General features: G+C 65.2%; 20 protein-coding genes. 7 read left to right on the top strand and 13 right to left on the bottom strand.

Going from position 1 to position 26,230, the window contains the following annotated elements:
- Window positions 1-39: 39 nt before the first annotated feature.
- The 7 genes from xylB to K1X74_14285 all read right to left on the bottom strand — a co-directional run bounded on the left by xylB (window position 40) and on the right by K1X74_14285 (window position 9,460).
- Window positions 40-1,572 (bottom strand): xylulokinase, encoded by a 1,533-nt coding sequence (xylB, locus tag K1X74_14315; protein MBX7167500.1) that lies wholly within the window; start codon window positions 1,570-1,572, stop codon window positions 40-42.
- A 96-nt stretch (window positions 1,573-1,668) separates the two neighbouring features.
- Window positions 1,669-2,793 (bottom strand): N(4)-(beta-N-acetylglucosaminyl)-L-asparaginase, encoded by a 1,125-nt coding sequence (locus K1X74_14310; GenBank protein ID MBX7167499.1) that lies wholly within the window; start codon window positions 2,791-2,793, stop codon window positions 1,669-1,671.
- Between the two features lie 73 nt (window positions 2,794-2,866).
- On the bottom strand, window positions 2,867-3,253 hold the full coding sequence (locus tag K1X74_14305; GenBank protein MBX7167498.1) for a DUF4440 domain-containing protein: 387 nt from the start codon (window positions 3,251-3,253) through the stop codon (window positions 2,867-2,869).
- A gap of 19 nt (window positions 3,254-3,272) precedes the next feature.
- The gene (locus tag K1X74_14300; GenBank protein MBX7167497.1) at window positions 3,273-3,935 is read right to left on the bottom strand and encodes an iron-containing redox enzyme family protein; all 663 of its coding nucleotides are present in this window, start codon (window positions 3,933-3,935) and stop codon (window positions 3,273-3,275) included.
- Window positions 3,936-4,114: 179 nt separating this feature from the next.
- Window positions 4,115-5,836: an aldehyde dehydrogenase family protein gene (locus K1X74_14295; GenBank protein ID MBX7167496.1), complete on the bottom strand. Its 1,722-nt coding sequence runs from the start codon at window positions 5,834-5,836 to the stop codon at window positions 4,115-4,117.
- Window positions 5,790-7,415: an FAD-dependent oxidoreductase gene (locus K1X74_14290; GenBank protein MBX7167495.1), complete on the bottom strand. Its 1,626-nt coding sequence runs from the start codon at window positions 7,413-7,415 to the stop codon at window positions 5,790-5,792. The genes K1X74_14295 and K1X74_14290 overlap by 47 nt, the downstream gene beginning before the upstream one ends.
- A gap of 113 nt (window positions 7,416-7,528) precedes the next feature.
- Window positions 7,529-9,460 carry a serine/threonine protein kinase gene (locus K1X74_14285; protein ID MBX7167494.1) on the bottom strand — a complete coding sequence of 644 codons (1,932 nt, stop codon included), beginning with the start codon at window positions 9,458-9,460 and terminating at the stop codon, window positions 7,529-7,531.
- Window positions 9,461-9,720: 260 nt separating this feature from the next.
- Here K1X74_14285 and K1X74_14280 point away from each other — a divergent pair, with 260 nt between their 5' ends.
- Window positions 9,721-11,103, top strand: a complete 1,383-nt coding sequence (locus K1X74_14280) for a hypothetical protein (GenBank protein MBX7167493.1) — start codon at window positions 9,721-9,723, stop codon at window positions 11,101-11,103.
- A 208-nt stretch (window positions 11,104-11,311) separates the two neighbouring features.
- Window positions 11,312-12,838: an MmgE/PrpD family protein gene (locus tag K1X74_14275; GenBank protein ID MBX7167492.1), complete on the top strand. Its 1,527-nt coding sequence runs from the start codon at window positions 11,312-11,314 to the stop codon at window positions 12,836-12,838.
- 37 nt (window positions 12,839-12,875) lie between these two features.
- On the opposite strand, the gene K1X74_14270 is transcribed toward K1X74_14275, so the two are convergent.
- Window positions 12,876-13,574, bottom strand: a complete 699-nt coding sequence (locus tag K1X74_14270; GenBank protein ID MBX7167491.1) for a 16S rRNA (uracil(1498)-N(3))-methyltransferase — start codon at window positions 13,572-13,574, stop codon at window positions 12,876-12,878.
- Window positions 13,575-13,751: 177 nt separating this feature from the next.
- On the opposite strand from K1X74_14270, the gene K1X74_14265 reads away from it, so the two are divergent.
- From K1X74_14265 to K1X74_14245, 5 genes are all read left to right on the top strand, one after another.
- Window positions 13,752-14,288 carry a hypothetical protein gene (locus tag K1X74_14265; protein ID MBX7167490.1) on the top strand — a complete coding sequence of 179 codons (537 nt, stop codon included), beginning with the start codon at window positions 13,752-13,754 and terminating at the stop codon, window positions 14,286-14,288.
- An 82-nt stretch (window positions 14,289-14,370) separates the two neighbouring features.
- On the top strand, window positions 14,371-14,550 hold the full coding sequence (locus tag K1X74_14260; GenBank protein ID MBX7167489.1) for a hypothetical protein: 180 nt from the start codon (window positions 14,371-14,373) through the stop codon (window positions 14,548-14,550).
- 108 nt (window positions 14,551-14,658) lie between these two features.
- A complete protein-coding gene (locus tag K1X74_14255) occupies window positions 14,659-15,024 on the top strand; it encodes a (2Fe-2S) ferredoxin domain-containing protein (protein ID MBX7167488.1) in 366 nt (121 codons plus the stop codon).
- 57 nt (window positions 15,025-15,081) lie between these two features.
- A complete protein-coding gene (locus K1X74_14250; protein MBX7167487.1) occupies window positions 15,082-15,906 on the top strand; it encodes a hypothetical protein in 825 nt (274 codons plus the stop codon).
- 192 nt (window positions 15,907-16,098) lie between these two features.
- Window positions 16,099-17,109 carry a hypothetical protein gene (locus K1X74_14245; protein MBX7167486.1) on the top strand — a complete coding sequence of 337 codons (1,011 nt, stop codon included), beginning with the start codon at window positions 16,099-16,101 and terminating at the stop codon, window positions 17,107-17,109.
- Between the two features lie 13 nt (window positions 17,110-17,122).
- Here K1X74_14245 and K1X74_14240 read toward each other — a convergent pair whose 3' ends face one another.
- The 5 genes from K1X74_14240 to amt form a co-directional block, all read right to left on the bottom strand.
- Entirely contained in the window at window positions 17,123-17,647 is a 525-nt protein-coding gene (locus K1X74_14240) for a putative metal-dependent hydrolase (protein MBX7167485.1), read from the bottom strand.
- 1,738 nt (window positions 17,648-19,385) lie between these two features.
- The gene (locus tag K1X74_14235; GenBank protein ID MBX7167484.1) at window positions 19,386-20,699 is read right to left on the bottom strand and encodes an MFS transporter; all 1,314 of its coding nucleotides are present in this window, start codon (window positions 20,697-20,699) and stop codon (window positions 19,386-19,388) included.
- A 101-nt stretch (window positions 20,700-20,800) separates the two neighbouring features.
- A complete protein-coding gene (locus tag K1X74_14230) occupies window positions 20,801-21,034 on the bottom strand; it encodes a hypothetical protein (GenBank protein ID MBX7167483.1) in 234 nt (77 codons plus the stop codon).
- Window positions 21,035-21,192: 158 nt separating this feature from the next.
- Complete coding sequence (locus K1X74_14225; GenBank protein ID MBX7167482.1) at window positions 21,193-22,227, bottom strand: response regulator; 1,035 nt, start codon at window positions 22,225-22,227, stop codon at window positions 21,193-21,195.
- 1 nt (window position 22,228) lies between these two features.
- On the bottom strand, window positions 22,229-26,104 hold the full coding sequence (gene amt / locus K1X74_14220; protein ID MBX7167481.1) for an ammonium transporter: 3,876 nt from the start codon (window positions 26,102-26,104) through the stop codon (window positions 22,229-22,231).
- Between the last annotated feature and the right edge of the window lie 126 nt (window positions 26,105-26,230).

Genomic DNA, 26,230 nt, shown 5'->3' with positions numbered 1-26,230 from the left:
CCCGCTTGCCTGCCGGGAACCGTGCGTCTCAGTATGCCATCACGCCTCGAGCGTGGCGATGCGTTTGAAGTCGTTCTTGAGCGAGCGATAGAGCTGCTGGTAGATGGGAAACCCGCGGTCGTAGTACTGCTTGTGGGCCCTGACGACGGGGGTTTCCTTGACCGTGTGAATCGTCGCGTCGCAGGCCTCGACGACGTTCTTGAAGGCCCCCGCCCCGACGGCAGCCAACAGGGCCACGCCATAGGCGGGTCCCTCTTCGGCATTGAGCGTCATTACCCTCTGGCCGAAGACGTCGGCCTGAATCTGGCGCCACAACGGCACTTTCGAGCCGCCGCCCGAGGCCCTGATCTCGTTCACCGGCACCCCCATCTCGCGGATGATCTCCAGGCTGTCGCGCATCGCATAGGCGACCCCTTCCATGACCGATCGCACCATGTGACCTCGGGTGTGCTTCAAGGTCAGCCCCACGAAACAGGCCCGGGCATCGGGATCGGCGTGCGGGGTGCGCTCGCCGGAGAGATACGGGAGGAAGAACAGGCCCTCGGCCCCCGCCGGAGTCGGGGTCGCCTCGTCCTGCAGCATCTGGTAGGGATCGCGTTTGGTCTTCTTCGCCAGCGCGATCTCGGTCTGGCACAGCCGTTCGCGGAACCATTGCAGGCAGCCGCCGCCCGAGAGGCTCACGCCCATCATGTGCCAGCGGCCGCGCACGGCATGGCAGAAGGTGTGCAGCCGGCCCTCGGGATCGATCTCGACCGTGTCGCTGTGCACGAACATGATGCCCGAGGTGCCGATCGAGGTCGACAGCACGCCGCGCCGCACGATGCCGTTGCCCAGGGCGCCTGCCGCGCAATCGCCGGCCCCGCCGACGACGACGCAATCGGTCGACAGGCCCAGCAGCTTCGCGGCCTCGGGCGTGAGCTTGCCGGTGACGTCTTCCGATTCATAGCACGGCGCCAAGAGCGACGCATCGAGTTCCAGGGCCGACAACAGCGGCTTCGACCAGTCGCGCTTCGCCACGTCCAGCAGCAGCATGCCGCTGGCGTCGCTCACATCGGTGGCAAACTCGCCCGTCAACCGCCGGCGCACGTCGTCCTTGGGCAGCAAGACCTTGACGGTCTTGTCGAAGTTCTTGGGCTCGTGATTGCGCAACCAGAGAATTTTCGGCGCTGTGAAACCGGTCAACGCCGGATTGGCAACCAGCTTGATCAGTTTCTTCCGCCCGCCGGCGCGGCGTTCCATCTCGTCGCATTCGGCGCTGGTGCGCTGATCGTTCCACAGCAGGGCCCTGCGCACGACCTGGTTCTTCTTGTCCAGGAACACTGAGCCGTGCATCTGGCCCGAGAGCCCGATGGCCTTCACGTCGGCCGGCTTGAGCCTGGCCTTTTTGACCACGGCCCGCACGGTCTTGATCGTGCCTTGCCACCAGTCTTCGGGGTCCTGCTCGCTCCACAGCGGCTTGGGATGATGCGAAGGGTAACGGCTATCGGCCTCGGCGAGGATTTTTCCTCGTTCGTCGATCGCCAGGGTCTTCGTGCCGGAGGTGCCGATATCGATGCCAAGAAAGGCGCTCATGGTGCGGTCCGAGATGCCGGTGAGAGGATACACTGCAACAGCGCGGCGAGATTCTAACCGCGGCGCCGGCACGGCGGCAAATCGGGCCTCGGGGAGCTAGCTTTTGCGCTCGAACAGCGGCACGCAATCTTCGAGCCGTGTACCCCGTTCGTCGGTGATCGAGAACTGAGCCGGCCACATCGACACGCCGGCGTGTCCGCCGTCGCGCTTCGAGAGCAGGTAGAGTTTCAGCTCGAAGTTGGGCCGGCCTTCGGCGTCGAGCAGCCGCGGCTCGGTATGTTTGGCAATCTGCCGCATCACCTCCAGGCCGGCGTCGACGGCCGTCTTGCCCGTGCGCATCAGTTCGACCGCCAGGCGGCTGGAGAGGTTCTGGAGATTGGCCTCGCCGCGCCCCGTGCTGCCGCAACTGCCGGCGTCGTTGTCGCAGTACAGCCCGGCACCGACGATCGGCGAATCGCCGACGCGGCCGGGCAGCTTGAAGGCCAGGCCGCTGGTGCTCGTGGCGCAAAATAAGTCGCTGCCGACGAGGGCCGCACAATGGATCGTGCCGGTGGGGCGACGGCTCGTCAGATATTCCTTCCACTCGGGCGGCACCTCGGCCGGCGGCAGCCAGTCGTCTTCGGTGCTGCGCGTCTGCCGCCAGTAGAGCCAAGTCTTGCGCGCCTTTTCCGTGAGCAGGTTCTCCTCGGGAAAACCCTGCGCCCGGGCAAACCGCAAGGCCCCCTCGCCCACCAACAGCACGTGGTCGGTCTGTTCCATGACCAGCTTAGCCACGGCCGTCGGATGCCGGACGTTGCGCAAGGCCGCCACGGCGCCGCAGCGATGCGTCGGCCCGTGCATGACGGCCGCGTCGAGTTCAACGACGCCGTCCTCGTTGGGCAAACCGCCGTAGCCAACCGAGGTGTCGTTCGGGTCGTTTTCGACGATCTCGATGCCTTGCACGATGGCGTTGAGCGGTTCGCCGCCGGCGGCAATCAGCTCGTACGCCTTGCGCGTGGTCTCGAGCCCGTTTTTCGACGAGATGACTTTGAGTGGTGTCACGGCGGTACGACCTGTCTTGGCCGGGGAGGGCTTTGGCACATTGGGATCGGCGGCCGCGGCGTCGGCGAGCGTTGCGCCCGTGAAAGCAGCGCCGGCCAGCGCCACGCCGGCAAGCGAGCCGGCCGAACCGGCGAGAAACTCCCGGCGCGAGCCGGCAGCCTGATGCGAATCGTGCGACATGCGATGCTTCCTGGCAACGTGCGCGGACGAGTTTACCACCGGGCCGCGAGTGTCGACCGGACGGCAAATTGTGTCAAGCGGGGTCGCCCGGTCCCTCGGCCAGCTCGGTGCCTTGGTGGAAGACGAGCCGCCACGCGCCTGCTTCCTGCCGCCACAGCGACGATCGCCACGTGCCCCGCGCGTGCTGGCCGCCGGGCAGCGACTGCCAAGCGCGATACGTCGCCAGCGCCACCCCCGGCGCCAATGCGCGAACCTGAAAATCCCGCATCGCGATGGGCCCGCGCGCTTGTTCGCCCTGCAGCACGGCGAGCACCTGGCTCTTGTCGTAGATCCGCCCCGAGGCGCCGCACTCGCGAAAGTCGTCGGCCAAGAGCAGCGCGACGGCCTCCGGGTCGCGCCGCACCTCGGGGTGCAACAGCCGCTCCTCGAGGATCCTCAACGTCGCTTGCAGTTCGTCCATCGCGGCACGTTTCGCCAGCTCAAGTCACGACCGACGCATAGACCTGCGTATACAACTCGTTGGCCGTCCGCACGGCATGGGTCAGCCAGGCCCATTCGTGGCCGGTCAATTCGGCCTCATCGAGCACGCGCATGATATCGGCCGTGTGCCCCGCGTCGACGTCGCCGTGCCCCAGCGAAAACGACATCTGCTGCGGCTGTAGATTGAGCAGAGCCTTGACCTTGCGGCCGTAGGCCGCGCCCCAGCGCGCGCCGACTCCTTCGAGCACCACGGCCGTTCCCAACCTTGCCACCGGCATCCGCACGGCCAGAAAAGTCGTGAAGGCGACATAGTTCTGGCAATCCAAGGGAGGCATCTCGCTGCGCGGGTCAGGCCCCGCATAGCCGGTCGCCTCGAGGTCCTCGACGGACCAGCGCCAATGCGTCCGTTCTTCTTCGGCGTGCGTAATCAGGTAATCGCGCACCGGCTGCAAGCGGTAATCGCAATAGCCGGCCGCCAGCGCGAACGTCTGCGGCGCGTGATAGGAAAGATGAAAGATCCTCTGCAGCCAGCGGTGATAATGCCGCATCTCGAAGGTGCCCGCATCGATGCTGGCGAACAAGGGGTTGCCGCCGAATCCGGAGACGACGTCCTCAAGCGCGGCGACAAACTCCTGCTGACGAGCGGTAGGCAGCGCGATCATGCACAAGCTCCTCGGGTGCCAGGCGGCCGACCGGGATCGATGCGCCGTTGCCCCAAAACGACAACGACGTCCGGCCTCGCGACTCAGGCTAGCAAGGGACGCCGCGCGCCAGAAATCTTTTGCGCGTCAACAAAAGTCCTCTTCGGAGGACGTCGCCAGCGCGACCGGGGCGCCAGCGGTTATCCCCGCAGCGCCGCCGGCAACAGCTTGAGCACCTTCCACAGCGACGGATCGGCCGTGAGACGCAAGACGTCGCCCGCCATGCCCGCCGCGCCGGTGTGCGTCGGGAACCAAAACGGCTTGGGGAAGACGGTCAACGGGCCTTCGAGCACGGTCTTTTGGGCCTTGTCGAGCATGTAGGTGTTGTGCACCCAACCGATGCCGCTTTGGGGCTCGGCAATCGTACCGCCGGGAAAACCGCCCCACGGCGGACTGATCATCGCGTAAGACAGTGCCGGCCAGTGATTGATGCCGATCGTGCCGTAGCGCAGATTGGCCAGGGCCCGTTGGAAGCGGGCCTCGTGGTTGCCCTCGCGGCGAAACTTGGGATGCACCATCAGGCCGGCGCCCAAGGTACCCCACAGCCGGTCGTTGGCGAACTCGACGGCCGCGTCGAGGAAATCGGCCGGCGTGGCCGCGTCGAGCGCCGTCTCGGCGCAGACGCACACGAACGACTCCTCGTCGAAATACTGCGGGTCGCGCTGAGGCGCGACGTTGCGCACGATCGTCCACGGCAGGCAGCCGTGCTCGTCGAGACCTTCGCAGCCGGTGAACTTGCGGAAGCGGTCGGCCGCGCCGGGGTAATACGCCTTGCGCCGCGGCACGTGGCCCAACGTCGCCTCGAGCAAATCGAGAAACCGTTCGCGCTGCGGCCAATGCCGCCAGGTGACCACCATCTTTGTGGCGATGCAATTAAACGAAGCATTGTTGGTGATCATCGCTGCGGTGTTCTCGGCCTGGAACGCCAGCTCCTTCTCGCTGTAGTCCCAGGGCACGACGATCCACGGCGTGACGTTGCCCAGTTCGCTGGTGATCCGTTTCTTGAGCAACGGATCGCCGGCTGACTTGCGCAGATCGCGTTCGGGCCCCGGCGGCCCCCAGACGATCGTCTCGTGGGAATAGATGGACCCGGTGATGTGCACCTCGTCGACGAGCGGCTGGTTGATCGCCGCGATGCCCGCCTCGGCGCCGCCGTAGACGATGCGCAGGTAGCCCTCGCGCAACAAGGCCGCAAAGGCCCGTTCGTAGAACGGACCCAGGTACTCGTTGACCGGGTTCATTTTCACGAGCACCAACTGGCCTTCTTGGAAGAGCTTCGAGAAGGCGTCGGTCGGCGGGATCGACGAGACGTTGCCCGCGCCCAACACGAGCGAGATGCCCACCGGCGGGTGCTCGTGCCGGTAGATCGTGGCCATCGTGTCGCCGAGATTTTCCGGCGTCACGCCCGGCTGCATCCAGACGTGCGCCTTGAAGCCGGAGAACAAGATGCCGTCGAACAGCCCCCGGGTGGGCATCACCTCGACGCGGACCTGCCCCTCGGGGCCGACGACAATCTCGCCGGGCACGCGCGGAATGCCCTGCGCTTCGATGTCGCGCAAGCTTTGCGCGAGCAGTTTCAGATACCGGGCCACGGCCACGGGTCCGGCAGCCATTTCTTCGGCGGCAAAGCTGGTGCCGGGCTGCAGGCCCTTGGCCTCGCAGGCCGCGGCGACCCAGCCGTCGGCCTCGGCCACGAGCCCCCGCAGACATTCCTCGACGAGCCGAATGCGCTCGCGCACCGACGTGCGTCGAAAACGATCGCGATTGGCGGCCAGTTCGCGGACGGCCCGATCGATGTCGTCCGGGGTCGAGATCCTACCCGACGGCTCCCGATACAACGCTTTCGGTTCGGCGATACTCATGAGTAAGCTCCTTGGCCGGAATCAGCGACATGGCCCGTTCAGCGAGTGCGGTAATGGTCAGCGACGGATTGACGCCCGGGTTGGCCGAGATCATCGAACCGTCGATCACGTAGAGACCTTCGTAATTGAAGACGCGGTTGCGGCTGTCGATCACGCCTTCGTCGGCATCGCGACCCATGCAGCAGCCGCCGAGAATGTGGGCCGTCGAGGGCGTGCCGAACAACGTTTCGGTGACCAGCGAAAACGGCACGGCGTCGAGCTTCTCGGCCATCCGCTCGGCGTACCGCGTGGCCAACGGGATCGACGCCGCGGGAGGCGCACCCGACGAGACCTCGGTCGTCACGCCGCCGAACCAGTTGCGGCGAAAGCGCAGCGTGCTGTCGAGCGTCTGCATGAACAAGAGCGTATGCGAGCCGCGGCCGATCTCCACCCCCAGCGCCCTGAGCATCCGCAGCGGCTGCCGCACCCAGGCGGCCAGCGCCATCGCCAGACGGGCAAACACGTTGTTGCCCGGCGCGTGCGGCGAGATCAGCAGCTTGAAGAACCCGGAGCCGCGCGGATAACGCACGATCTCCAGGCTGCTGTGTTCGTCGATGTCGTACTTCGACGTGATGGCCACGCCTTGCGACAGGTCCAGCTCGGGCCGCAACGTCACGACGTTGATGATGCTTTCCGAGTTGCTGCGAATCGTGTCGCCCAACCGTGCCGACAGCTTCGGCAGCGACGATTGCTTGAGTTTCAGCAACAGCGGCAAGGTGCCCATCACGCCGCCGGAAAAAACCACATGGGCGGCCGTGACGCAATGCGTCCCCCGGGGGTGGTGCCGCCGGTAATGCACTTCGTAACCGCCCGCCGGGCGCGGGCGGACATCGAACACCTCGCATTCGGCCTCGACTTTGGCGCCGCCCTGTTCGGCCAGATAGAGATAGTTCTTGTCGAGCGTGTTCTTGGCGTTGTCCTTGCAGCCGATCATGCAATGGCCGCAATGGATGCAGCCAGTGCGCGAAGGCCCGCGGCCATCGAAATACGGGTCCGGCACCGTGCGGCCGGGCTCGCCGTAGTAGACGGCCGTATTGACCGGGTGAAAATGTTCGGGCCGACCATCCTCGGAGGCGATTTCCAGGAGCGCCTGATCGCCGACATGCAGCCGCGGATTGGGCGCCGCGCCGAGCATCCGCAGCGCGGTGGCATAGTGCGGCTTGAGCTCCGCTTCCCAATCGGCCAGATGCGCCCAGCTCGCGCTGGCAAAAAACGGTCGCCGCGGCACAGGCAGGGTGTTGGCATAGACCAGCGACCCGCCCCCGACGCCCACGCCCGACACCACGGTCATGTGCCGCAGGAAGGTCATCTTGAAAGGGCCGCGCCAGCCCAATCGCGGCCGCCACATCCAGCGCGAAAGCTGCCAGTTGCTGGTTGGAAAATCCTGCGGCCTGAAACGCCGGCCCTTTTCCAGGACCAGCACCGAGTAGCCCTTCTCGGTCAACCGGCACGCCGAGACGCTACCGCCGAAGCCTGAACCGATCACGACATAGTCGTAATCCACTTGACCGACGTTCGGGCTCGCAGCGTTTGAGGTCATCGCGGGGGCCTTTGGTATGCCAGGGCCCCGTCATCTTACTCGGTGCCCGACGGCGGGCCTAATGTGCACGGAAAGGGACTGGAGCAGGTGTTTCGTGCGACCGGGTGCCCGGCTTATTTTCCCGCTCCGGCAGCGGGCATCTCGCTTGCGGCGGCCGATACATTCGCCGGGTGCTCCTCGAGCGCCCGGCGGGCAATGCCCGTCGCCGCGACTGCCCAGAGTTTATCGCCATACAGGACGACGATTGCATTCCAGACGGCCCGCGCCGCGGGGAGATCGGCCACGGCCAATTCTTCGGCACGCCTGAGCTGCGCCTCGATCACCTGCAACTGGGCCGCGTTGTCGGCCTGTCCTTCGGCCTGCAGCCGGGCAAGTTGCTGCCGGGCCAATTCGAGGCAGCTGGCCATCTCCGAGGTGGCCGCGTGCTCTTGCGAGAACAAGGTCAGCAGGGCCGCCAGCTTGTCGGCCGCGCGCTGGGGATCTTGCGTTGCCAGTTGCATTGCCTCGACATACGCCCGTTCGATCGGCGTGAGCGATTGGCCAGTTCCACGGCGGGCTTGCCGCTCGAACCGACGCTGCTGCCGGTCGAGTTCGAGTTGTTGCTTGAGGTCGCCGACTTCCGTGGCCCGAGCGTCTTGGGGAAAGCGCTTGAGAAACTCGTCGAGCTGCTCGGCGACCTCGGCCAGGCGCTCGGGCCGGCCGTCGATCGCGGCGGCATTGATCTCGGCATACAACGCCTCGGCCGAGACCGGTCGCGTCAAATACCAGCCGACCGCGACGACCGCGATCAGCGAGACAGCCAGCAGGCCGATTTGCGCAAGCCAGACGTACGATTGGCCGCCGTCTTCCGCGTCCTGGTCGACTTCTTCAACCCGTTTGAACTTGGCAGCCGGCTCGGGCGCCTTGGTCTTGGATTCGTGCGGCGGGGCCGGCGGCGGGTTGACCTGCGAGGCCCCCATCGTGGCCTGCTCGGACAACGGACGATTGGTCGCCGGCGCGAGATCGATGGCAAGCGAATACCCGGTGTCGTCGTCCGGCAACTCGGCCTGGGGCGAGGCCGTGGCTCCGATCGTCGCCGACAAGGGATCAACCGACTCTGCGGCTTCGTTGCCGGCCAGTGTCGAATCGACCGATCCCGTGCGATTCAGGTCGACCTCGGGCGAGACGGTGAATTCGAGATCCTCGGCCACGAGAGGCCGCCGCTCGCTCAAACGTTTTTCTCGCGCCACCAGGCCGTGGTACATCGCCTCGAGCCGGCGGATCAGCACCATCGCGTTGGTCGGTCGATTGTCGGGCTCTTTCTCGAGCAGCTCGGTCAGCAGCTCTTCGATCTCCTCGGGAGTCTGTGGGGCGTAGCGCCGCACCGGGTCGGCCTGCGCGAACCGCTGGAGCTGCAGCATCTCGGGCAGGGTCCGCGCACGAAACGGTGGACGGCCCGCCAGCAGCGCATACATCAAGCCGCCCAGGCTGTAGAGATCGGCCTTGTGCGTCACCGGGCGGCCGTCGGCCTGCTCCGGAGCCATGTATTCGGCCGTTCCCAGGACGCCTCCTTCGGAGGTCAGGCCCGTGTTGCCAAACAGTTTGGCGATGCCGAAGTCGGACAGCTTGACCTGTCCGTCGGGCGTGAGCATGACGTTGGCCGGCTTGATGTCGCGATGAATCACACCGTGATCGTGGGCATGTTTCAGCGCGCGGCAAATCTGCACCGCCAACGTCAGCACTTCCTTCCACTCGAAGCGCCGACCTTGGGTCAGTTCTTCTTCCAGGCTGACGCCGGGCACCAGCTCCATGCTGTAGAACAAGTGGCCGTCCTGCTGGCCAAACCCGTAGAGCCGCACGATATTCGGATGGCGCAGCTTGCGCAGCGTTTCGATCTCGCTGGTGAACCGCTCGCGAAAGCCTTCCTCGGCCGCCAGCGCCGCCGACAAGACCTTGATGGCCACCTCTTGCCGGGTGTTCTCGTCGACGCCGGCGAACACGGTGCCCATCCCGCCTTTGCCCAGGCGGCGACCGACCTTGTAGGGACCGAGACGTTCGATATCCATGACCGGCCAACGAGAGCAGATTTGAAGTCCGAGAATCCGGGGCACCGGTGCGCCGCGGACACCTTCGATCTTAGCCCGAATTGCTCCAAATCAATCTGCTATCGAGCCCGATTCCCGGTCGAATCATGCGCGCGACGTTCGCCCTGGCCGCCCGAAGTGTAAGCACGATTGATGCTAACTCGACCCACGGGTAGGGTTGTACGGGAGCACGATTTGTCGGCGCCATCAATAAAATCGCAGTGCAAGGGGAGGGGGAGGCCATGCGTTGCCGACTGCAGGTGCTCATTGCGCTCCTGGCGATGGGTTTGGCGGTGGCTGGACACGCACCCCCGGCGCGTGCCGCAGAACTTCCCCCGCGACTCGCGCCGGCACCCGACCTCGAATTGCACATGGTCGGGCTGACGGGCGGATTCTACGCCAACGCGAAGCAAGCCTTAGGTCGCTCGCGGGTGCACGTCGATCGACCTGGAAAACGGGTCGTCTTATGCCTGAACGGCTATCTCGCCACGTCGTGGAAGGTGAGCGTCGCCGCGGACACCACGCTCGCACGCGTGTATGTCGGCGGCCAATACCTCCAGTCCGTCGCGGGGCTGCCGGAGAACACGCTTAAGGTTTACGCGTACTACGATGCCCGAAATCCCCAACTGTGGCTGAGCCCGGCGAGTCAGTTGGAGACCCGTGATTTTCGGATTGCTGTCCGCGAATTGCACGCCGCCACGGGCCTGCTGCTGGCGAGTTTCCATGGAGCCGAAAGCCTTGACGAGGATCGGCCGATCACCGTCAATCGCGTCGAAGACAATCCCGCCTTCTCGCTGGACTACCCGCAGCCCAAACCGGCGGCCGACTTGCCTGCGGTGAGTTTTTCGGCCTTGCACTTGCCAGTCTTGGATTGGAAGTACGGTACCCATACGAGCTATGCCGTCTCGTACGGCGAATTCACTTTGCAAGGCCCCCGAGCGGATACGCTGCTTCCGATCGCACTGGACATCAAGACGTTGCTGCACGATGAGCCAGGCAAACGGTTCCTGGGGCTGATTCGCGATCATTGCCACGTGGTAGAGCCGTTCGAACACGCTGCCGCCAACCGCGTCATCGAGCCCGCCGCTTTCAGTGAGGAAAGAATCCATTGCCTCACGCTCGACCCGAAGCGCCAGCGTTTAGTCGCGTGGCCTTACGTTACGAATCATCCCGGCCCAGTGGCGATTTCATTGACGAATGGCCAAGTGGCGACTCTCCATCGCTGGCCAAAGAATGAGCAGCGCGACTACCTCCAGCCAGTGGCGCTGGCCTATGCGCCGGAGAAGGATGTGATCTACGGGATCAGCCAGTATCTCGGGCCGACGCAAAACCACGCCGGTGTGCCGCCGGCCATGCTCTGCGAGATCGATGCCGAGACGGGGGAATTGCGGCAGACTGCACCGCTCGGGAACTTGATCATGCCGAAAACCTCGGTCCACAATCTGCTGGATCGACGGCAACTGATCAGCGTCGGCGAACACCTGGTCTACCTCACCACGGACGACCAATTTGACGTTGGAGCACAGCTTGGTGGTTCGTCGATTTTCTTGATCGATCCGAACACGGCGACGGTCACCCTGACGCACCGTGAGCCCCATTCTGCGCCCAACAAGTCGAACCCGTGACAGGCGGCTCGCTGGCCCTGGGAATTGCCGGTACATGGCCGCACCGCGCGCCCCTGACACGCGTCCCGCGACGCAATCTGCCGCACCTTGCAGCCCTGCGGCGAGCGGCCGATAATCGCCCGCCTGCCGCGGCCCGGTATTCGCCGGGCCAGGCGGCGAGTTGCTCTGGCTCGGGCCATTCCGAGCCTGAATTCCGTGGAGAATCGGTGTGAGTAATCGCGAAGTCTTCTTGCCGCGCAACGAAAACCAGGCCCGGGGCATCGGGCAATATGCGATCGACTTCCTGGCCGGCAACCAGGGCGAGCCGAGCGAGGCCGTGTTTGCGATGACCGAGCGGTTCCACGTCGACAGCATTGCCTGCGGCGTATCGGCCCTGGCCTGTGGCACCAATGCCCCCAACGTCCTGCGGCAAGAGGCGCTCGAGTATCGCGTGCCCGACGGCTTCCCGGGCGTCCCGGTGTTCGGATCGAAGGTGCGGCTCGCGCCGGAAAAGGCGGTGCTGGCCAACAGCTCGGCGGTCCGCGAATGGGACTCCAACGGCACCAACTTCGGCTTCAACCCCACCCGCGGTTACACCCGCGGCGAGTTTGGGCACAACGACTTCTACCCCGTGGCCGTGGCGGCCGGGCAACTCTGCGGCTGGGACGGCCGGCAGACCGTTCGAGCCATGATCGCCATCGACGAAATCCGCGGCCGGCTGGCCGAGGTATTCGCCCTGAAGAATTACAAGATCGACCACGTCGTACACGGCGCGATCGCTTCGGCGGCCGGCTTCGGCGCGGCGTTGGGCGGCACGGTCGATCAGATCGAGTCGGCGATCGGCCTGGTCGTGGCCCACTACATCCCCTTCCGCGCCATCCGGCACGGCAAGCAATTGTCCGACTCGAAGGGCGCCTCGGCTGCGATCAGCACCGAAGTGGCCGTGCTCAGTGCCCGGCGGGCGCTGCGCGGGTTCGTCGGTCCGGCCGACATCTTTCGCAACCCCGAGGCGATCTTCTGCCTGTTCGAAAAGCCAGCCGCCAAGGGCGAAAGCCCCTTCGATCTGGCCCTGGGCGCCGCGGGCGACGATTTCGCCGTGATGGGGATGCACTTCAAGCTGGGCCTGTACGAACACCAGTCGGCCGGCGCCATCCAGGGACTCATGGACCTGCTCGCGGCCAACCCCACGCTGGTCGACGACGAAGGTCGGCTGAAGTCCGTGCAGATCACGATCTACGAGCCGGCTTTCGGCATCATCGGCGATCCGGCCAAGCGCGACCCGCGCACCCGGCAAAGCGCCGACCACTCGATGGTCTACATCATCGCCACCTTGATGCGCAAGGCCTATCAACAGCGCTGCGGCGGTTGGAAAGAGCTGATGCTCGTGCCCGAGGACTACAACGATCAGGCCCTGCACGAACCGCTGACCCGGCGGATCATGCAGCGCATCGACTTCCGCCACGGCGGCCAGGAATACGACGACCGCTACCCGGACGGTATTCCCACCTCGTTGGCCATCGACCACGCCGACCTGGGGCACCTCGACAGCGGCCTGGTGATGTACCCGGTCGGCCATGCCCGCAACACGAGCGGACTGCTCGACGATCTGCTGGCCCACAAGTTCCGGCTCTTGGCCGGCCTGGGCGTGCGCGATACCGAAGCGCTGTACGACCGGTTCACGAACCTGAGGGCAAGGACCGCGGCCGAGATCGCCGAACTGTACGACTTCGAGCTCAACTGGCGCGGGCGGTTCTAGGACGCCCCAACGCCTCGCCGCCCCCGGGGCCGAGGCGTCAAGACAGGATCACGGCCGCAACGGCCAAGGCCGCGGTCTCGACGCGCAAGATGCGTTCGCCCAAACCAACCGGGATCGCACCGACCGCGCGGGCTTGCTCGAATTCCTCGGCCGCGAACCCGCCCTCGGGTCCGATGGCCACCGCCACGGTCTGCGCGGGCGACAAGCTGCCGACGAGTTCCCGCACGCGCCGCTCAGCGCTGGGATGGGCGATCCAGCCAACCTCGCCGGGCGCGGCGAACTCGCCAAGTCGCCGCGGCTCGGCGATCTCCATCAGCCGGTTGCGGCCGCATTGCTTCGAGGCCTCGATCACGGCGCGACGCAGTCGCGCCAAAGCCTCGGCGGTCGGTTGCGCCACGCCGCGCTGCGTGATCAACGGTACCAGCCGGGCCACGCCCAGTTCGACGACCTTTTCGACCAACCACCGTTGGCGCTCGCCCTTGGGCAGCGCGACGGCCAACGTCAACGACCGGACGGCCTCGCGCTCGATATCGCGACGCTCGACCAGCAACAGCTCGACCCGGTCGCGGCGCACCCCGGCCACGCGGGCCAGATACTCGCCGCCGCGGCCGTCGAACACGACCAACTCGTCGCCTGGCGCGGCGCGCAAGACGCCTGCCAAATGATGCGCCTCGGCGCCCGCGAGCGTTGCGAGATCACCGGCGAGCGGGGTTTCGCTGTAGAACCGATCGAGCATCCCAGCATGCTATCGCGCCGGCGCGCCGCTTACCGCCGGGCGTTCGATCTGGCGTCGATCGACCCTGCCCCTACAATAGTTGCCTGGTTCGCTGACCTGGCCGCCCAAGGTTTTGTCGGTCGGGCCGAACAACAGACACCTACCCAGCCGCACACCCCGGGCCCTCGAGCGATCTGCATGGCCGACCCACCTGCCGAAGTCAAGCTGCGCGATCCGGCGTTTGCCGCGTTCTTGGCGTGGCTGATCCCTGGTGCCGGACACGTCTATCAGGGCCGCTTTGCGAAAGGCGCGCTGTTGGCCGTGTGCATCCTGAGCACCTTTTTCTATGGACTGTTCCTGGGCGACGGCCGCGTGGTCTATGCGGCCTGGAACGCGGACCAGAAGCGCTTGCCGTACTTGTGTCAGCTTGGCGCCGGCCTGGTGGCGATGCCGGCCCTGGTGCAAGCCCGGCGGGTCGCGGCAGATCACGAGCCGTTTTTCGGCGGCTGGTATGCCCCGCCGAAAGACAAACATGCGCTCGATGCCATTCACAAGCGTCTGCACCGCTTCTTCGAGTTGGGCACCGTTTACACGATGGTCGCCGGCCTGTTGAACGTGTTGGCCATCTACGATGCCTTCGGCGGTCCGGCCTATATCCGCGACGAAGAAGACGAAGAACAAGCCCAATCGCGCGGCCAGCCCGACGAAGACAAGCATAAGCCCGCGCCGGTCTAGCACTACGATCCGCGTTCCCCTGCCCAAGACGAGTACGCCCGGCATGTCTCCCAGCCTGTTATCGACCTGCTTCGTTTGGGCCATTGCCCACGATCTGTGGTACGCGGCGCCACTGGTCGTGGTGGTCAGCCTGGTCTATGCCGCCACGCGACACGAAGCGATGACGCAGATCCTGCCTCATGCGGGCCGCACGGCGCTGTGGATCGTCGGTTTCATGGGCGCCATCTATCTGCTGCTCGCCTGGCTCACCCGCGGGCTATAAAGCAGCAAGCTCGCGCGCAAGCCGCAGCGGCGATTCGCACCTCGTCGCGCTCCTGGCGATCGCCGGCCGATTTGGCCACTTCGGCCTTCGCGTCGTAAGATGCATGGCATGCCCAAATTCACGCACCATATCTTCATCTGCGGCAATCGGCGCGAGCCCGGCCATAGCCGCGGCTGCTGCAATCCCGACGGCTCCGACGCGCTGCGCAGTGCGTTCAAAGCCGAGATCGAGCGCCGTGGCCTCAAGCCGTTGGTTCGCGCCAACCAGGCCGGCTGCCTCGAACAATGTGAACTCGGGCCCACGGTGGTGATCTATCCGCAGGAAATCTGGTATGGCCGGGTCCGGGTCGAGGATGTGCCGAGGATCGTCGAAGAAACGGTGGTCGGCGGCCGCGTAATCGACGACCTGCGCATCGCCGAGGATTGGCTCAACACCCGGGGTCAGGGCCCGCGCCCCGACGCCGGCTCGCAATAGTTCGCCGCCTGACCGGCGAATCACCGCGCGGCACTATTCGCTGGGAGAAGCTGACCGATGAAACTCCGTAGACCGCTGGGCACGGCCCGGCAGACAGGCTGCGTCGTGGCCATCGTGTTACTGACGCTCTGCTGCGAACGCGCGTATTTTTCCGGAGCAACCGGCACGGGATTCCCCGCGACGGCCTCGGCGCAAGCGCCGCAGCGGAATCCGCGCAACGGGCGCCAGCGTGCTGCGGCGGGCGCCGCGAACAATCCTGCCGGCGGGGAGAACGCCAACGCGCCGCCTGGCGGCCCTGGCCAACCGGAAGCGCCGCCCGCGGTCGAGCTGCCGTCCGATCCGCGGCTCCTAGCACTGCATCGCGATTTCGTCACGAAGGCCGAGAAACTGGCCGGCGAATACGAGCGGACCGCCGACATCGGCAAGGCGCGGGACGTCTACGTGCAGATTCTCAAGCTGGTGCCGAACTACCCGCCGGCGGTGAAAAAGCTCGACGAGATCCGCCAGCGTGAGGCCACGGCCGATCGCCGCGTGCTCGACGTGCAGGCCGATGGAGGCTGGCAGCCGACGGGCGTGTTCGTCGAACCCGGACGGCCCGTGCGCATCAAGGCCGCAGGCGAGTGGACCTTTCGCATGGTCCATCGGCTCTCGGCCGACGGCATGCAGATTCCCGAAGAGCTGCGCGATTTCAACCTGGGCGCCCTCGTGGGCATGATCGCCACGGAGGATCCGGAGAAAGCCAAGCCGTTTCTGGTCGGCTCGCAGTATGAGTTCGTGGCCGAACTTCCCGGACAGCTCTTGTTGCGCATGTATGACAGCGACCCGAGCGACAATCAGGGCCGGCTCAACGTCGAGATCACCGGTACCTTCTCCAAACGCTAAACCCGACCGGGCGCCGCTAGCGACGAGAGCCGCCCGATCAGGGCCAAAACGCGTAAGGCTCGGGCTTCGTCAGGTCGATACCACCCCAAGCGACTGCCGTCGCGCGCCCGAATCTCGCGCCCGGCAGCCGTCTGTCTTCTGGGTGCCAGGGAAACGGCGCCCGTTCGTCACGCCTGCCACGGATTGGTCAGCATGGACGCCTCGCTTGCCCGCTCGTCTCGATTTTCGGTTGCCTGTGCTCTCTTGGCCGTGCTAGCAGCCGCGCCCGCGGCCCGCGCGTACGACTACCTGCCGATCCCCGGCCGTGGCACGAAGCTCACCCGCGCCAGCGACGATTTCGAAGACCAGAAGTGGACCTACGTGTTCAACAATCCCAAGGCCAGCAGTGAGCTCGACAATAGCTCGCGCCCGCCGATGGGCGGCTCGACGAACGGCCTCTGGCTCGAAGGGCCCGGCCGTGGCCATCCCGACCTGATTCGCCGCGTGACGACTCCCGAGGGTGGCCTCGAAGGCAGCACCGGCGCGTTGGAAATCGCCACGCTGCACGCCGGCGTTCCAGGCCGTGTGAGCAACGAGGCCGAGCAGGACGACCTGTTCCTCAACATCGGCCGCAGCCTGGGCCAGTCGCTCTACCCGAGCATGTCGCCGAGCATGGTGGTGCGCGTCTTCGTGCCGCCGGTCGACGAGTGGCAGCAGCGCGACGGCTCGCACTTCGCCTTCCGCGCCTCGGCGATGGGCACGCGCACGAAGCAGGTCGAAAGCCGCTGGGGCCGGTCGAAGACCGAACGCAAGACTGAAGGCTACTGGCCGGGCCTGTTCTTCCAACTCTACGAAGGCCATCACCGCCAGGACCAGGAAGACCACCCCTACCTGCTCATTCGCGCCGGCGAGCGGGGTGAAGACTATTACAAGTTGCCCATCAAGCAGACCGGCTGGTGGACGTTGGGCATGTCGTTCTCGCCCGATGGGCGCGTGCACTACTTCGCCCACCCCGGCACGGCCGACCTGACCAGCGCCGATCACCTCGCGTCGCACTTCCCCTACGGCTTCCACTGCGAACGGATCGACGAGCTGTTCTTCGACATCTGGAACGACAGCCGTAGCGGCCAATGGTCGCCCAAGTGGATCGTCGACGACGTGGCCGTGTACCAGGGCTCCGGCGGCGGTGTCGCCCAACAGCCCGGCACCCGCGGCCGGCGCTAAGAAGCGCTGCGGCCTACCAGCCCTCGCGCCGGGCCAGCCATTCGACCTGGCCCAGGTGATGCCGCCCGTGGTGGGCGTAGCCCGCGAGCATCTCGGCAAGCGTAACCGTGTGGCCATACTCTGGGTGGAGGTAACTCCGCTCGAATTGCTCGTCGCCGAGCGAACGCCACAGCGCCGCCGTCCGCACATGCAAGGCCGCGAGCAGATCGAGCGAAGGAGCGAGCGGCCCCTGGCGGGCGTCGACGAGCTCGGCCCAGCGTGACTCGTCGTATGGCTTGATCGTGGGCCGATCTTCGGTCAGCGCCAGCCGCAGCCGGGCATAGGCGTTCACGTGGCTGTCGGCCAGGTGATGGACGATCTGGCGGACGGTCCAATTGCGGTACCGCGTTTCGAGCTGCGCGTCGGTCAAGTGCTCGACGCACGCGCGCACCCGCGCCGGCAGCGCGGCAAACTCGGCGATCAGCTCTTCGCGCCGCTGCGCTGTGAGCCCCGGCTCCGGCAAATACTCTCCCACCGGAAACAGCGGGGCCGAATTCATCAAAACGCCTCACTTGGTGTCATCGTTGACTGGCTCTGCAGGACTCGCAGTGAGCTCCACTAGTCCATATGAGCATAGTGGACAGGAAGCGTCAGAAAATCTTGTCCGTGCAAAGTGCGGTGCAGTCGATGCGCCAACCTCGATCGACGCCCTCGCGGCGGCCTTGAATCTAAAAATCTATCGCCCGACCAATGGGCCCTGCTGGACATCAACTTCCCCGGGGGCACGGCCACGCTCATGGCCGAAAATCGCGGAACCAACCCGAACGCTGCGCGAACGCGGCGAACTCATGCCAGCAAGATATAGCCAAGCCACACACATCGTCTGTTCGCAGCATAGACTCTGCGCGATCGGCCACAACTCGTCGCTAGCCAGCATGAACGCGCACGTTAGGCGAAGATGGAATTTCGCCATAGCGCCGCACCCCTAATCGAATCAACCATTCAACACGGAACCCCAAAGCATCCTGGTCGCCTGCTGTATAGCTAACAAACTCCAAGTCACCTTTGCGGCCGCCCTCTCTTACTGATCTTAGCGAGCGAGCGAACATTGGATCGCCTTTTGACGACACTCCTGTGCTTCATCGAAGGGACCGAGCTACGCACCCGGCACACCGTTGTAACGGCGTCACCGATCCCGTATTCGTCCCACTTGTCTTCATCAACCGATGAATAGTGCCCCCTAGGCCCACAAAACACGACGGTTTCGTGATCGCGGAGGGCTTGGTAGTTTTGATAGTCTTGATCTGCGTTTGGATGTCGCTGCACTACCAAGTCGCGTATGGGGTGAACGGTGAAGAACTCACCACTCGACAGATTGCTTAGGTTTGGAAGAAACTCTCTGACAGCAACTGGACACAAGTGAACCAAGGTGCAGACGTCAATTCCGTCCGATGGGCGAATCAGCTGTGTAAGCCAATTCGCCACATTCGCACCTTGACTATGGCCCATCAATCTATATTTGCGTGCTGGATGGTCCTTGCACCACTGAATCAGCTCTTTTGCAGCACGCTTTCGATCAACGTTTTCTCCGGACCAGTAAAAATAGTCGTCACCGGAGTACACGTCGGAGAATCCATGTTGATGGATGTAGTCGTGAAACGAACTGCCTGGCCTATACCACCGGTTGCTCGTAGACCAACGTCCGTGAATCAATATAGTCATGGAGCTTGGCATTCTTGACATCTGACCCACCACTGCCTTTCTAGCAATCGCCATCAACGCCTTGGCTGCTGAAAACAATCGGATCGTGACCGAGCTGGATTTGTGCTGAGCCGCAAGTAGGACATGTCGTTGCCTGCGCGAGGTTGCCTTAGAGTCGCCGAACGATGGATTTCGCACCGTCGCGAGTTCGCTTCGCAGCGAGGAGGGTGGCAAGTGTGCAGATCGACAGCCCCATAGCGGCGAAAATCGCCGGGACAGAGCGTCGCGGCATGATGCACCGTTTGGCTGCCTGGCCACCCCCAACCTGGAGGGCAGAGTACCAAACCTCAGGCGCGTCGCAAGAGGCGGTGTGATAGATCGCGCGGCTGAGAGGCGCAAGACTTACGCCATCTGTAACCCCTTGGCCACCAGCAAGTCCAATTCCGCCCAAACAGCGTGTTTGAATTTGTCCAAGACCGTACCCTCCAATTCCTCGAGCGTGGCATGGGAAGCCAGACAATGCGCGTTGCACCAACTCTCCGAACGCTGGCAAGGGCCAAGGCGATTGTTCGCACACTTATCCGTTGGGGCGACGATTACCCCGCCTCGCCACCGGGCCGCTGGACCATCCGGCTGAGAACCACTGCCGCGAGCATCAGCAGGCCGGAGAAGTAGAAGGCGTAGTCGAGATTGCCGGTGAGGTCGCGGATGTAGCCGGCGAATTGGGGGACCAGAAACGCGATGCCCCAGCCGAGGAATACGAGGCCGTATTTCGTGCCTAGGTCGTTGGCGCCGAAGTAATCGGCCGTCAGTGCCGGCATCAGAGCCAGTCCGCCGCCGTATTGCCAGTAGGCCACGCCGACCGCGAGGAACAGCAGCGCGGCGCTGCCCGAGCGAATGATCGTCGGCATCAGCAGCAGGCAGCCGACGGCGGCGAGGCCGTTGATCAGGTAGGCGCGGTTCCGCCCGATCCGATCGGAATAGATGCCCGTACCGACGCGGCCCGCGGCGTTGACCGCGCCACCGTACGACGCCAACAGCCACGCGTTGGCCGCCAAGAAGCCGACGCCTTGCGCGGTTTCGTTGAGGATCGGGGCGGCGTTGGCGATCACCAACAGGCCACTTTGGGCCGAGGCCACGAACATCAACAGCATCGCATAGTACTGCCAGGTGCCGAGCATGGCGCGCGGCGACCACTGCACGGCGGTTCGCGAAGCGGCCGACCTGGCCGTGGCCGCTTGCGCGACCGCCGTCGGCGGTGCTGGCTGGTAATCGGCGCCCGGCGCAAACAAAAACTGCGCCGCGGTGACGATCACAATCGCGAAGCAGATGCCCAGCCCGATGAAGCTGCCGCTGATGCCCCACTGGGCAATCAGGTACTTCGCGGCCGGCGCAATGTAGATGGCCGCCGCCCCGTATCCGGCGACCACCAGGCCCGCCACGAGTCCGCGCCGATGCGGACCGAACCATTTGACCGCGGCCGGCGTCGCCGCGGCGTAGCCCAGGCCCATGCCGATGCCCCCCAGCAAACCGAACCCGGCGACCAGTGCCAGGTAGCTGCGCCCGAGACCGGCGAGGATGCATCCGCCGCCGAGCAGCAATCCGCCGAGCGTCGCACCCAGGCGCGGGCCGAACCGGTCTTGCAACATCCCGCCGGGAATCATGCACACGGCAAACGTGAGGCCGCAGATTGCATAGGCCCACGTGGCCTGGGCATCGGTGAGATACGACCAACCGGCGTTGAGCCCTGTCATCGCCGAGCCGGCCGGATGCTCGGGCTTGGCCACGAGGTTCGCCTTCCACACGCTCCACGCGTAGAGGATACCCAGGCAGAGATTCACCGAGGTGCCGGCGCCCACCACGACCCAGGCGCGCAACGGCGTTTGCGGTTCAGCGACCGGCACGGGCATATCCGACTCCTCGGGGCAAAGTTGGTACGTGACGGCCTTGAACTCGCAACCCATCCAGACTTCACCGCCACGAGCGCTGCGGAGCCCGATGCAAGTTCGCCCTAGGGTTCCGACCGCCAACGTCGATCGACAAGCGGCGGCGCGCCGACAGTCGGCGCGTGAAACATGGCATCCACACCTGGCTGTGCCGCCCTAGTTCGCTGGCGGAAACGGCCGTGGTGCTTTTGCCGTGCCGTGCGGAAGCGGGCGAAGTCATGCTCGGCCACGCCCATCGCCCGGAGCCCGCCCGTCTCGATCCCGGCAAGGACCTTGGGCACCGACACGTTGAGCGTCAAGGCGACGTCGACGATTTTCAGACAAGTGCGCATGGCCCACAGTAGGCGGGCCCGGCGAGGCCGCGTCAAGCGTCTGAGCCGGAGTGCGCAGCCGCGCGTCGCAATCGCCCGTGCTCAGCCGGATGGCGCCGACCGGGTCGGCCCACGGAGAAGCGTCGTCAATTGCAGGCAGCGCCTTCCAGGCCGACGGCGGCGCCCTGGCCGTAGCGTTCGGCGATGGCGATGAAATCGGTCTCGCGCGCCAGGAACGCCTCGACCACGTCCGGGTCGAAGTGGCTGCCGGATTCGTCGATCACGATCGCCCGGGAAATGTGATGTTGAAACGCCTGCTTGTAGACGCGCCGCGAGGTCAGCGCGTCGTAGACGTCTGCCAAGGCGACGATCCGTGCCGCCAGCGGAATCTGCTCGGCGACGAGCTTGCGCGGGTAGCCCTGGCCGTCCCAACGCTCGTGGTGCGCGGCGGCGATGTCGCGGGCCATGGTGAGGAACTTGGCCTCGGGAAAGCGCTCGCGGGCCGCGTCGAGAGTCGCTTCGCCAATCGCGGCGTGGGTCTTCATGATCTCGAACTCGGCGTCGCTCAGGCGGCCCGGCTTGAGCAAGACACTGTCCGGAATGCCGACTTTGCCGATGTCGTGCAGGGGGCTGGTGAGATAGATCAAGCGGATGAATTCGGCGTCGATCTGGCCACGAAATTTGCTTTGCGTCGCCAATTGCTGGGCCAGCACGCGCGAGTAGCTGCGGACGCGTTCCAAATGCGCGCCGGTTTCAGGATCGCGCGATTCGGCCAGCTTGGCCATGGCGAAAATCGCGACTTCGCGGGTCTCGAGCGACAGCACCCGCTCGCCGGCCCGTACCCGGGCCACGAGTTCCGCGGGATCGAACGGCTTGGCGATGAAATCGTCGGCGCCGGCCGAGAGCCCGGCGACGATCTCGTCGGAACCGCAACGGCTGGTGAGCAGAATGATGTAGATGTAGCCGCCGCAGTCCTCGGCGCGCAGGGCCTCGCAGAGTTCGATGCCCGTCAGTCTCGGCATCTCCCAGTCGGTGATGACGAGGCGGCAGTCGCCCTGGCGGACGAGCTCGAGCGCATCGTGCCCGTTGGTAGCAGACTGAACCTCGTACCCGGCAAGTTGCAGGGCATGGCTCAGCATTTCGATGGCGATTTCATCGTCATCGACGATCAGGATTCGCATACTAGTTCTCGCCTGGGTTCGCTGAGAGTATGCCGCTGCTGCATTCGCCCGCGAGCTGCTCAGCGGCGCTCAGGGCGCGAGAGATCTCCTTGCGCAGCAGCACCAGATGCAGCTGGCAAGCGGCCATATCCGTTGCGCGGGCCGCGGCTTCCAAGCGTCCCGCCGAATTCGCAACCGCCACCGCGGACAGGTTCGCCGCCATGCCTTTGAGCACATGGGCTGCACTCGCCAGGCCGGGCAGGTTGCCCGCGGCCAGGGCTTGCTCGATCGACTCCAAGACCTCGGGGCACTTCTCCGCAAACCGGCTGACGACGCGCCGGACCAGGGCTTCGTCGCCCAGACAGCGGTCATGCAAGGCCGTAGCGTCGAACACCAGCGGCGAGGCACTCGTGTCCACGGGCTGTGTCTCGGCTGGCTTGGTAGGCGCCGCTTCCGCGACGTCGGCGGCGGCCGGCGGCGAGGCGAGGGCGGAATCGACTGCGGGCGCCTCGGGCGTATGCGCCACGGAAGGCGTCCCCAGGACCTCGCCCAACAGCGCTTCGACGACTTCCAACAATTGTGTGGGGTCGATCGGCTTGGTGATGTACTGGTCCATGCCGACGCCGAGGCACCGCTCGCGATCTCCTTGGACGGCGCTGGCCGTCAGGGCGACGATGGGCAACCGCGATCGGCCGCCGCCGGCAGCCGCCTCGAGACTGCGGATCGCCTGTGTGGCCTCGAAGCCGTCCATCTCAGGCATCTGGCAGTCCATCAGCAAAAGATCGAATTCGGCAGAGGTGACGGCATCGACAGCCAGGCGGCCGTTTTCGACTACCTGGCAGGCATAACCGGCGCGCGCGAGGATTTCCGTCACAACGAGTTGGTTTACCTCGTTGTCTTCCGCCACGAGAATCTTGGCAGCAGAGAGCCGCGCAGCGGCAGGCGCCGCCGCGGCTCCGTCGAGCCGCAATTCGCTCACCAGGTTCGATCTCGTTACCAGCGAATCGACCACCGCGTCGAACAAGCGCGACTGCCGCACGGGTTTGGTCAAGCAGCCGACCAGGCCGTGTTGTTCCAGTTCGGCCCGATCCAGCACCAGTCCCGAGGAAGTCAGCAACAACAGCGGCAGGTCCCCATGATCGGGCCGCTGGCGAATTTCGGCGGCCAGGTCGAGGCCGTCCAGTTCGGGCATCTGGTGGTCCATGATCACCATCGAGAAGGGATGCCGCCGCCGCTGGGCCTCGCCGAGCGCGGCGATCGCTTCCATCGCCCCGGCGGTGCACGTCGGTTCGAGTTGCCAGCCGGCAAGCTGGGTCGCCAGCACCTCGCGATTCGTGGCGTTATCGTCGACGACCAGGACTCGCGCGCCGCGCAACTCGTTCGGCAACAGCGGTCGCCGCGCCGCGACATGTTGCGGCGCGCCGAGCGGCAGCGTGAAGCGAAACGTCGAACCCTCGCCGGGCTTGCTCTCGACAGTCAGGTCGCCGCCCATGGCCACGGCCAGCCGCCGTGAGATCGCCAGGCCCAACCCGGTACCGCCGAACCGCCGGGTGGTCGAGGCATCGACCTGGGAGAACGAATGGAACAGCCGTGACACCCGGTCGGGCGGGATGCCGATACCGCTGTCGCGAACCTCGATGGCCACAGTCGCTTGCGTGGATTCGCTCGCCAGCCGGCGAACGCGCACAACCACCTCACCGCGTTCGGTGAACTTGACCGCGTTGCTGATCAAGTTCATCAAGACTTGCCGCAGACGCTCCGGATCGCCCTCGACGTCGTTGGGCACGTCGCTGTCGATCAGGCAGGCGAGCTCGAGCCCCTTCTCATGGATCCGCGCGACAAACTGGTCGCAAGTTTCTTCGATGAGCGCGTGCAGGGCGAACTCGGCGCGTTCGAGCTCGAGCTTGCCGGCCTCGATCTTCGAGAAATCGAGGATCTGATTGATCACGCTCAACAGCGCCGAGGCCGATGACTTGGCAATGCCGGCGTACCGCGTCTGCTGCGGCGAGAGCGCCGTGCCCGCCAGCAGGTCGAGCATCCCGATTACGCCGTTGAGCGGCGTGCGGATCTCGTGGCTCATATTGGCCAGGAATTCGCTCTTGGCGGCGTTGGCGGCTTCGGCCGCTTTTTTCTGGCGCTCGAACTCCTCGGCCTGTTTGCGCGCGGTGACGTCAATCACCGAGCCTTCGTAGTAGGCGAGCGAGCCTTGCTCGTCGGTAATGGCGCGGGCATTTTCGGCGATCCAGATCTGGCTGCCGTCGCGGCGGCGGATCTCGGCCTCGAAGTTGAATACCTTGCCCGTCTGCCGCATCAATTCAACGAATTTGTCCCGGCTTTGAGGATCGACGTACAACTGCGTCGAAATACTCTCGATCGAGTTCATCAACTCGTCCGGCGAGTCGTAGCCGTAGATTTTCGCCAGGGCCGGGTTGGCCGCGAGATAGCGACCATCCGGGCTGGTCTGAAAGATGCCTTCGACGGCGTGCTCGAAAATGCTGCGATACCGCGCTTCGGCCCGCCGCAGGGCTTCGACGGCCTGCTCGCGGCTGAGCATCTCGCCGCAAACGGCTTCAAGCACGCGGTTGTACTCGGTCGCAACCTGACCGACCTCGGTGTGGGGTTCGACCTTGACGCGGCGCGAAAAATCACCCACCAGGCGTTGATGCTGCATTTCGGTGAGCAGCTCGACCAGTTCGATCGTCGCCCCGTGTTCGGCGACGTTGAGGCCCTGCAACTCGTCTTCGGCGTCGACACGCAGCGGAAGCCAGCGGCTTACCAGTCCCAGGACCAGCCAGCCGCCGCCGAACGACCAGGCCGCGCAGGCCGCGACGCCCTGCAACTGCACGAGGAGCTGTTGCCAGCGATCGAGTCCGTTGCCGAAATGCTCCGCGTCTGCCAGCAGCGCGACGGCGCAGGTGCCCCAGGCGCCGCAGAAAGCGTGCACCGGGACCGCTCCGACCACGTCGTCAATCTGTCGGCTTTCGAGCCATTGGGTGCCGCGGACGGTGATCAGACCGGCGATGCCGCCGACGATCATCGCCGCGGCCGGTTCCATGATATGGCACGACGCCGTGATCCCGACCAGGCCGCCCAAGGCGCCGTTGATCAGCATCCCGACGTTGGGCTTGCCCGTGCTGGTCCAGGAGATGGCCAGCGCGATGATGCCGCCCATCGCCGCCGCCAGGTTGGTATTGATGAAGATCAATGGCAGCGATTCGTTGACCGCCAGGCTGCTGCCGCCGTTGAAGCCGAACCAGCCGAACCACAAGAGAAACCCGCCCAGCGTGGCCATCGGCAAATCGTGACCGTGCATCTCGCGGCCTTGGGGGCCGAAGCGTCCGATCCGCGGGCCGATTCGCAGCACGGCCGCCAAGGCGAACCAGCCGCCGAGCGAATGCACGACTGTCGAGCCCGCGAAGTCGATGAAGCCGATGCTATTGAGCCACCCGGACGCGACGCCCCGGTCGGCGCCGGCCCATGCCCAGTGACCGAACACCGGATAGAACACTCCCGACACGAGTGCGCTGATCAACAGATAGGCGCTAAACCGCGTGCGTTCGGCGATCGCCCCCGAGATGATCGTCGTCGAAGTGCCGCAGAACACCAACTGAAACATGAAGAAGGCCAACAGCCAACTTCCGGACTGCGACCCCAGCGCGAATTCGGTGGTCCCGCAGATGCCCGACCAGCTCGCCCCGAACATCAGCCCGAAGCCGAACAGCCAGAACAGGGCGCTGGCGACGCAGAAGTCGACGAAATTCTTGATCGCGACGTTGATGCTGTTCTTGGCCCGGGCAAAGCCGCTTTCAAGGCAGCAGAAGCCGGCCTGCATCAACATCACCAGCGCCGCGCTGATCAGCAGCCAGGCGAGGTCGAGCGCAGAATGATCGGTGGACATCGGCGGAGCAACTCCCGAAATGGATCTATGCGTGCATGCCTGCCCGTGCAGCGCGCGGCCGTGCCGCGTCGCGCTACCCGCGAAAGACTCATATCGATCGCCGCCTGACGACCGGGCAACTCTAGC

This window comes from Pirellulales bacterium (genome assembly GCA_019694435.1).
Taxonomy (GTDB): Bacteria; Planctomycetota; Planctomycetia; order Pirellulales; family JAEUIK01; genus JAIBBZ01.
This window is presented reverse-complemented; position numbering and strand designations above follow the sequence as displayed.

Bases quoted from the DNA above. Each gene is read 5' to 3' on its own strand.
- amt (MBX7167481.1), bottom strand. From the start codon at position 26,104: ATGTCCACCGATCATTCTGCGCTCGACCTCGCCTGGCTGCTGATCAGC.
- K1X74_14250 (MBX7167487.1), top strand. From the start codon at position 15,082: ATGAAACTCCGTAGACCGCTGGGCACGGCCCGGCAGACAGGCTGCGTC.
- K1X74_14245 (MBX7167486.1), top strand. From the start codon at position 16,099: ATGGACGCCTCGCTTGCCCGCTCGTCTCGATTTTCGGTTGCCTGTGCT.
- K1X74_14255 (MBX7167488.1), top strand. From the start codon at position 14,659: ATGCCCAAATTCACGCACCATATCTTCATCTGCGGCAATCGGCGCGAG.
- K1X74_14240 (MBX7167485.1), bottom strand. From the start codon at position 17,647: ATGAATTCGGCCCCGCTGTTTCCGGTGGGAGAGTATTTGCCGGAGCCG.
- xylB (MBX7167500.1), bottom strand. From the start codon at position 1,572: ATGAGCGCCTTTCTTGGCATCGATATCGGCACCTCCGGCACGAAGACC.
- K1X74_14285 (MBX7167494.1), bottom strand. From the start codon at position 9,460: ATGGATATCGAACGTCTCGGTCCCTACAAGGTCGGTCGCCGCCTGGGC.
- K1X74_14290 (MBX7167495.1), bottom strand. From the start codon at position 7,415: ATGACCTCAAACGCTGCGAGCCCGAACGTCGGTCAAGTGGATTACGAC.
- K1X74_14295 (MBX7167496.1), bottom strand. From the start codon at position 5,836: ATGAGTATCGCCGAACCGAAAGCGTTGTATCGGGAGCCGTCGGGTAGG.
- K1X74_14225 (MBX7167482.1), bottom strand. From the start codon at position 22,227: ATGCGAATCCTGATCGTCGATGACGATGAAATCGCCATCGAAATGCTG.
- K1X74_14310 (MBX7167499.1), bottom strand. From the start codon at position 2,793: ATGTCGCACGATTCGCATCAGGCTGCCGGCTCGCGCCGGGAGTTTCTC.
- K1X74_14265 (MBX7167490.1), top strand. From the start codon at position 13,752: ATGGCCGACCCACCTGCCGAAGTCAAGCTGCGCGATCCGGCGTTTGCC.
- K1X74_14305 (MBX7167498.1), bottom strand. From the start codon at position 3,253: ATGGACGAACTGCAAGCGACGTTGAGGATCCTCGAGGAGCGGCTGTTG.
- K1X74_14300 (MBX7167497.1), bottom strand. From the start codon at position 3,935: ATGATCGCGCTGCCTACCGCTCGTCAGCAGGAGTTTGTCGCCGCGCTT.
- K1X74_14235 (MBX7167484.1), bottom strand. From the start codon at position 20,699: ATGCCCGTGCCGGTCGCTGAACCGCAAACGCCGTTGCGCGCCTGGGTC.
- K1X74_14270 (MBX7167491.1), bottom strand. From the start codon at position 13,574: ATGCTCGATCGGTTCTACAGCGAAACCCCGCTCGCCGGTGATCTCGCA.
- K1X74_14280 (MBX7167493.1), top strand. From the start codon at position 9,721: ATGCGTTGCCGACTGCAGGTGCTCATTGCGCTCCTGGCGATGGGTTTG.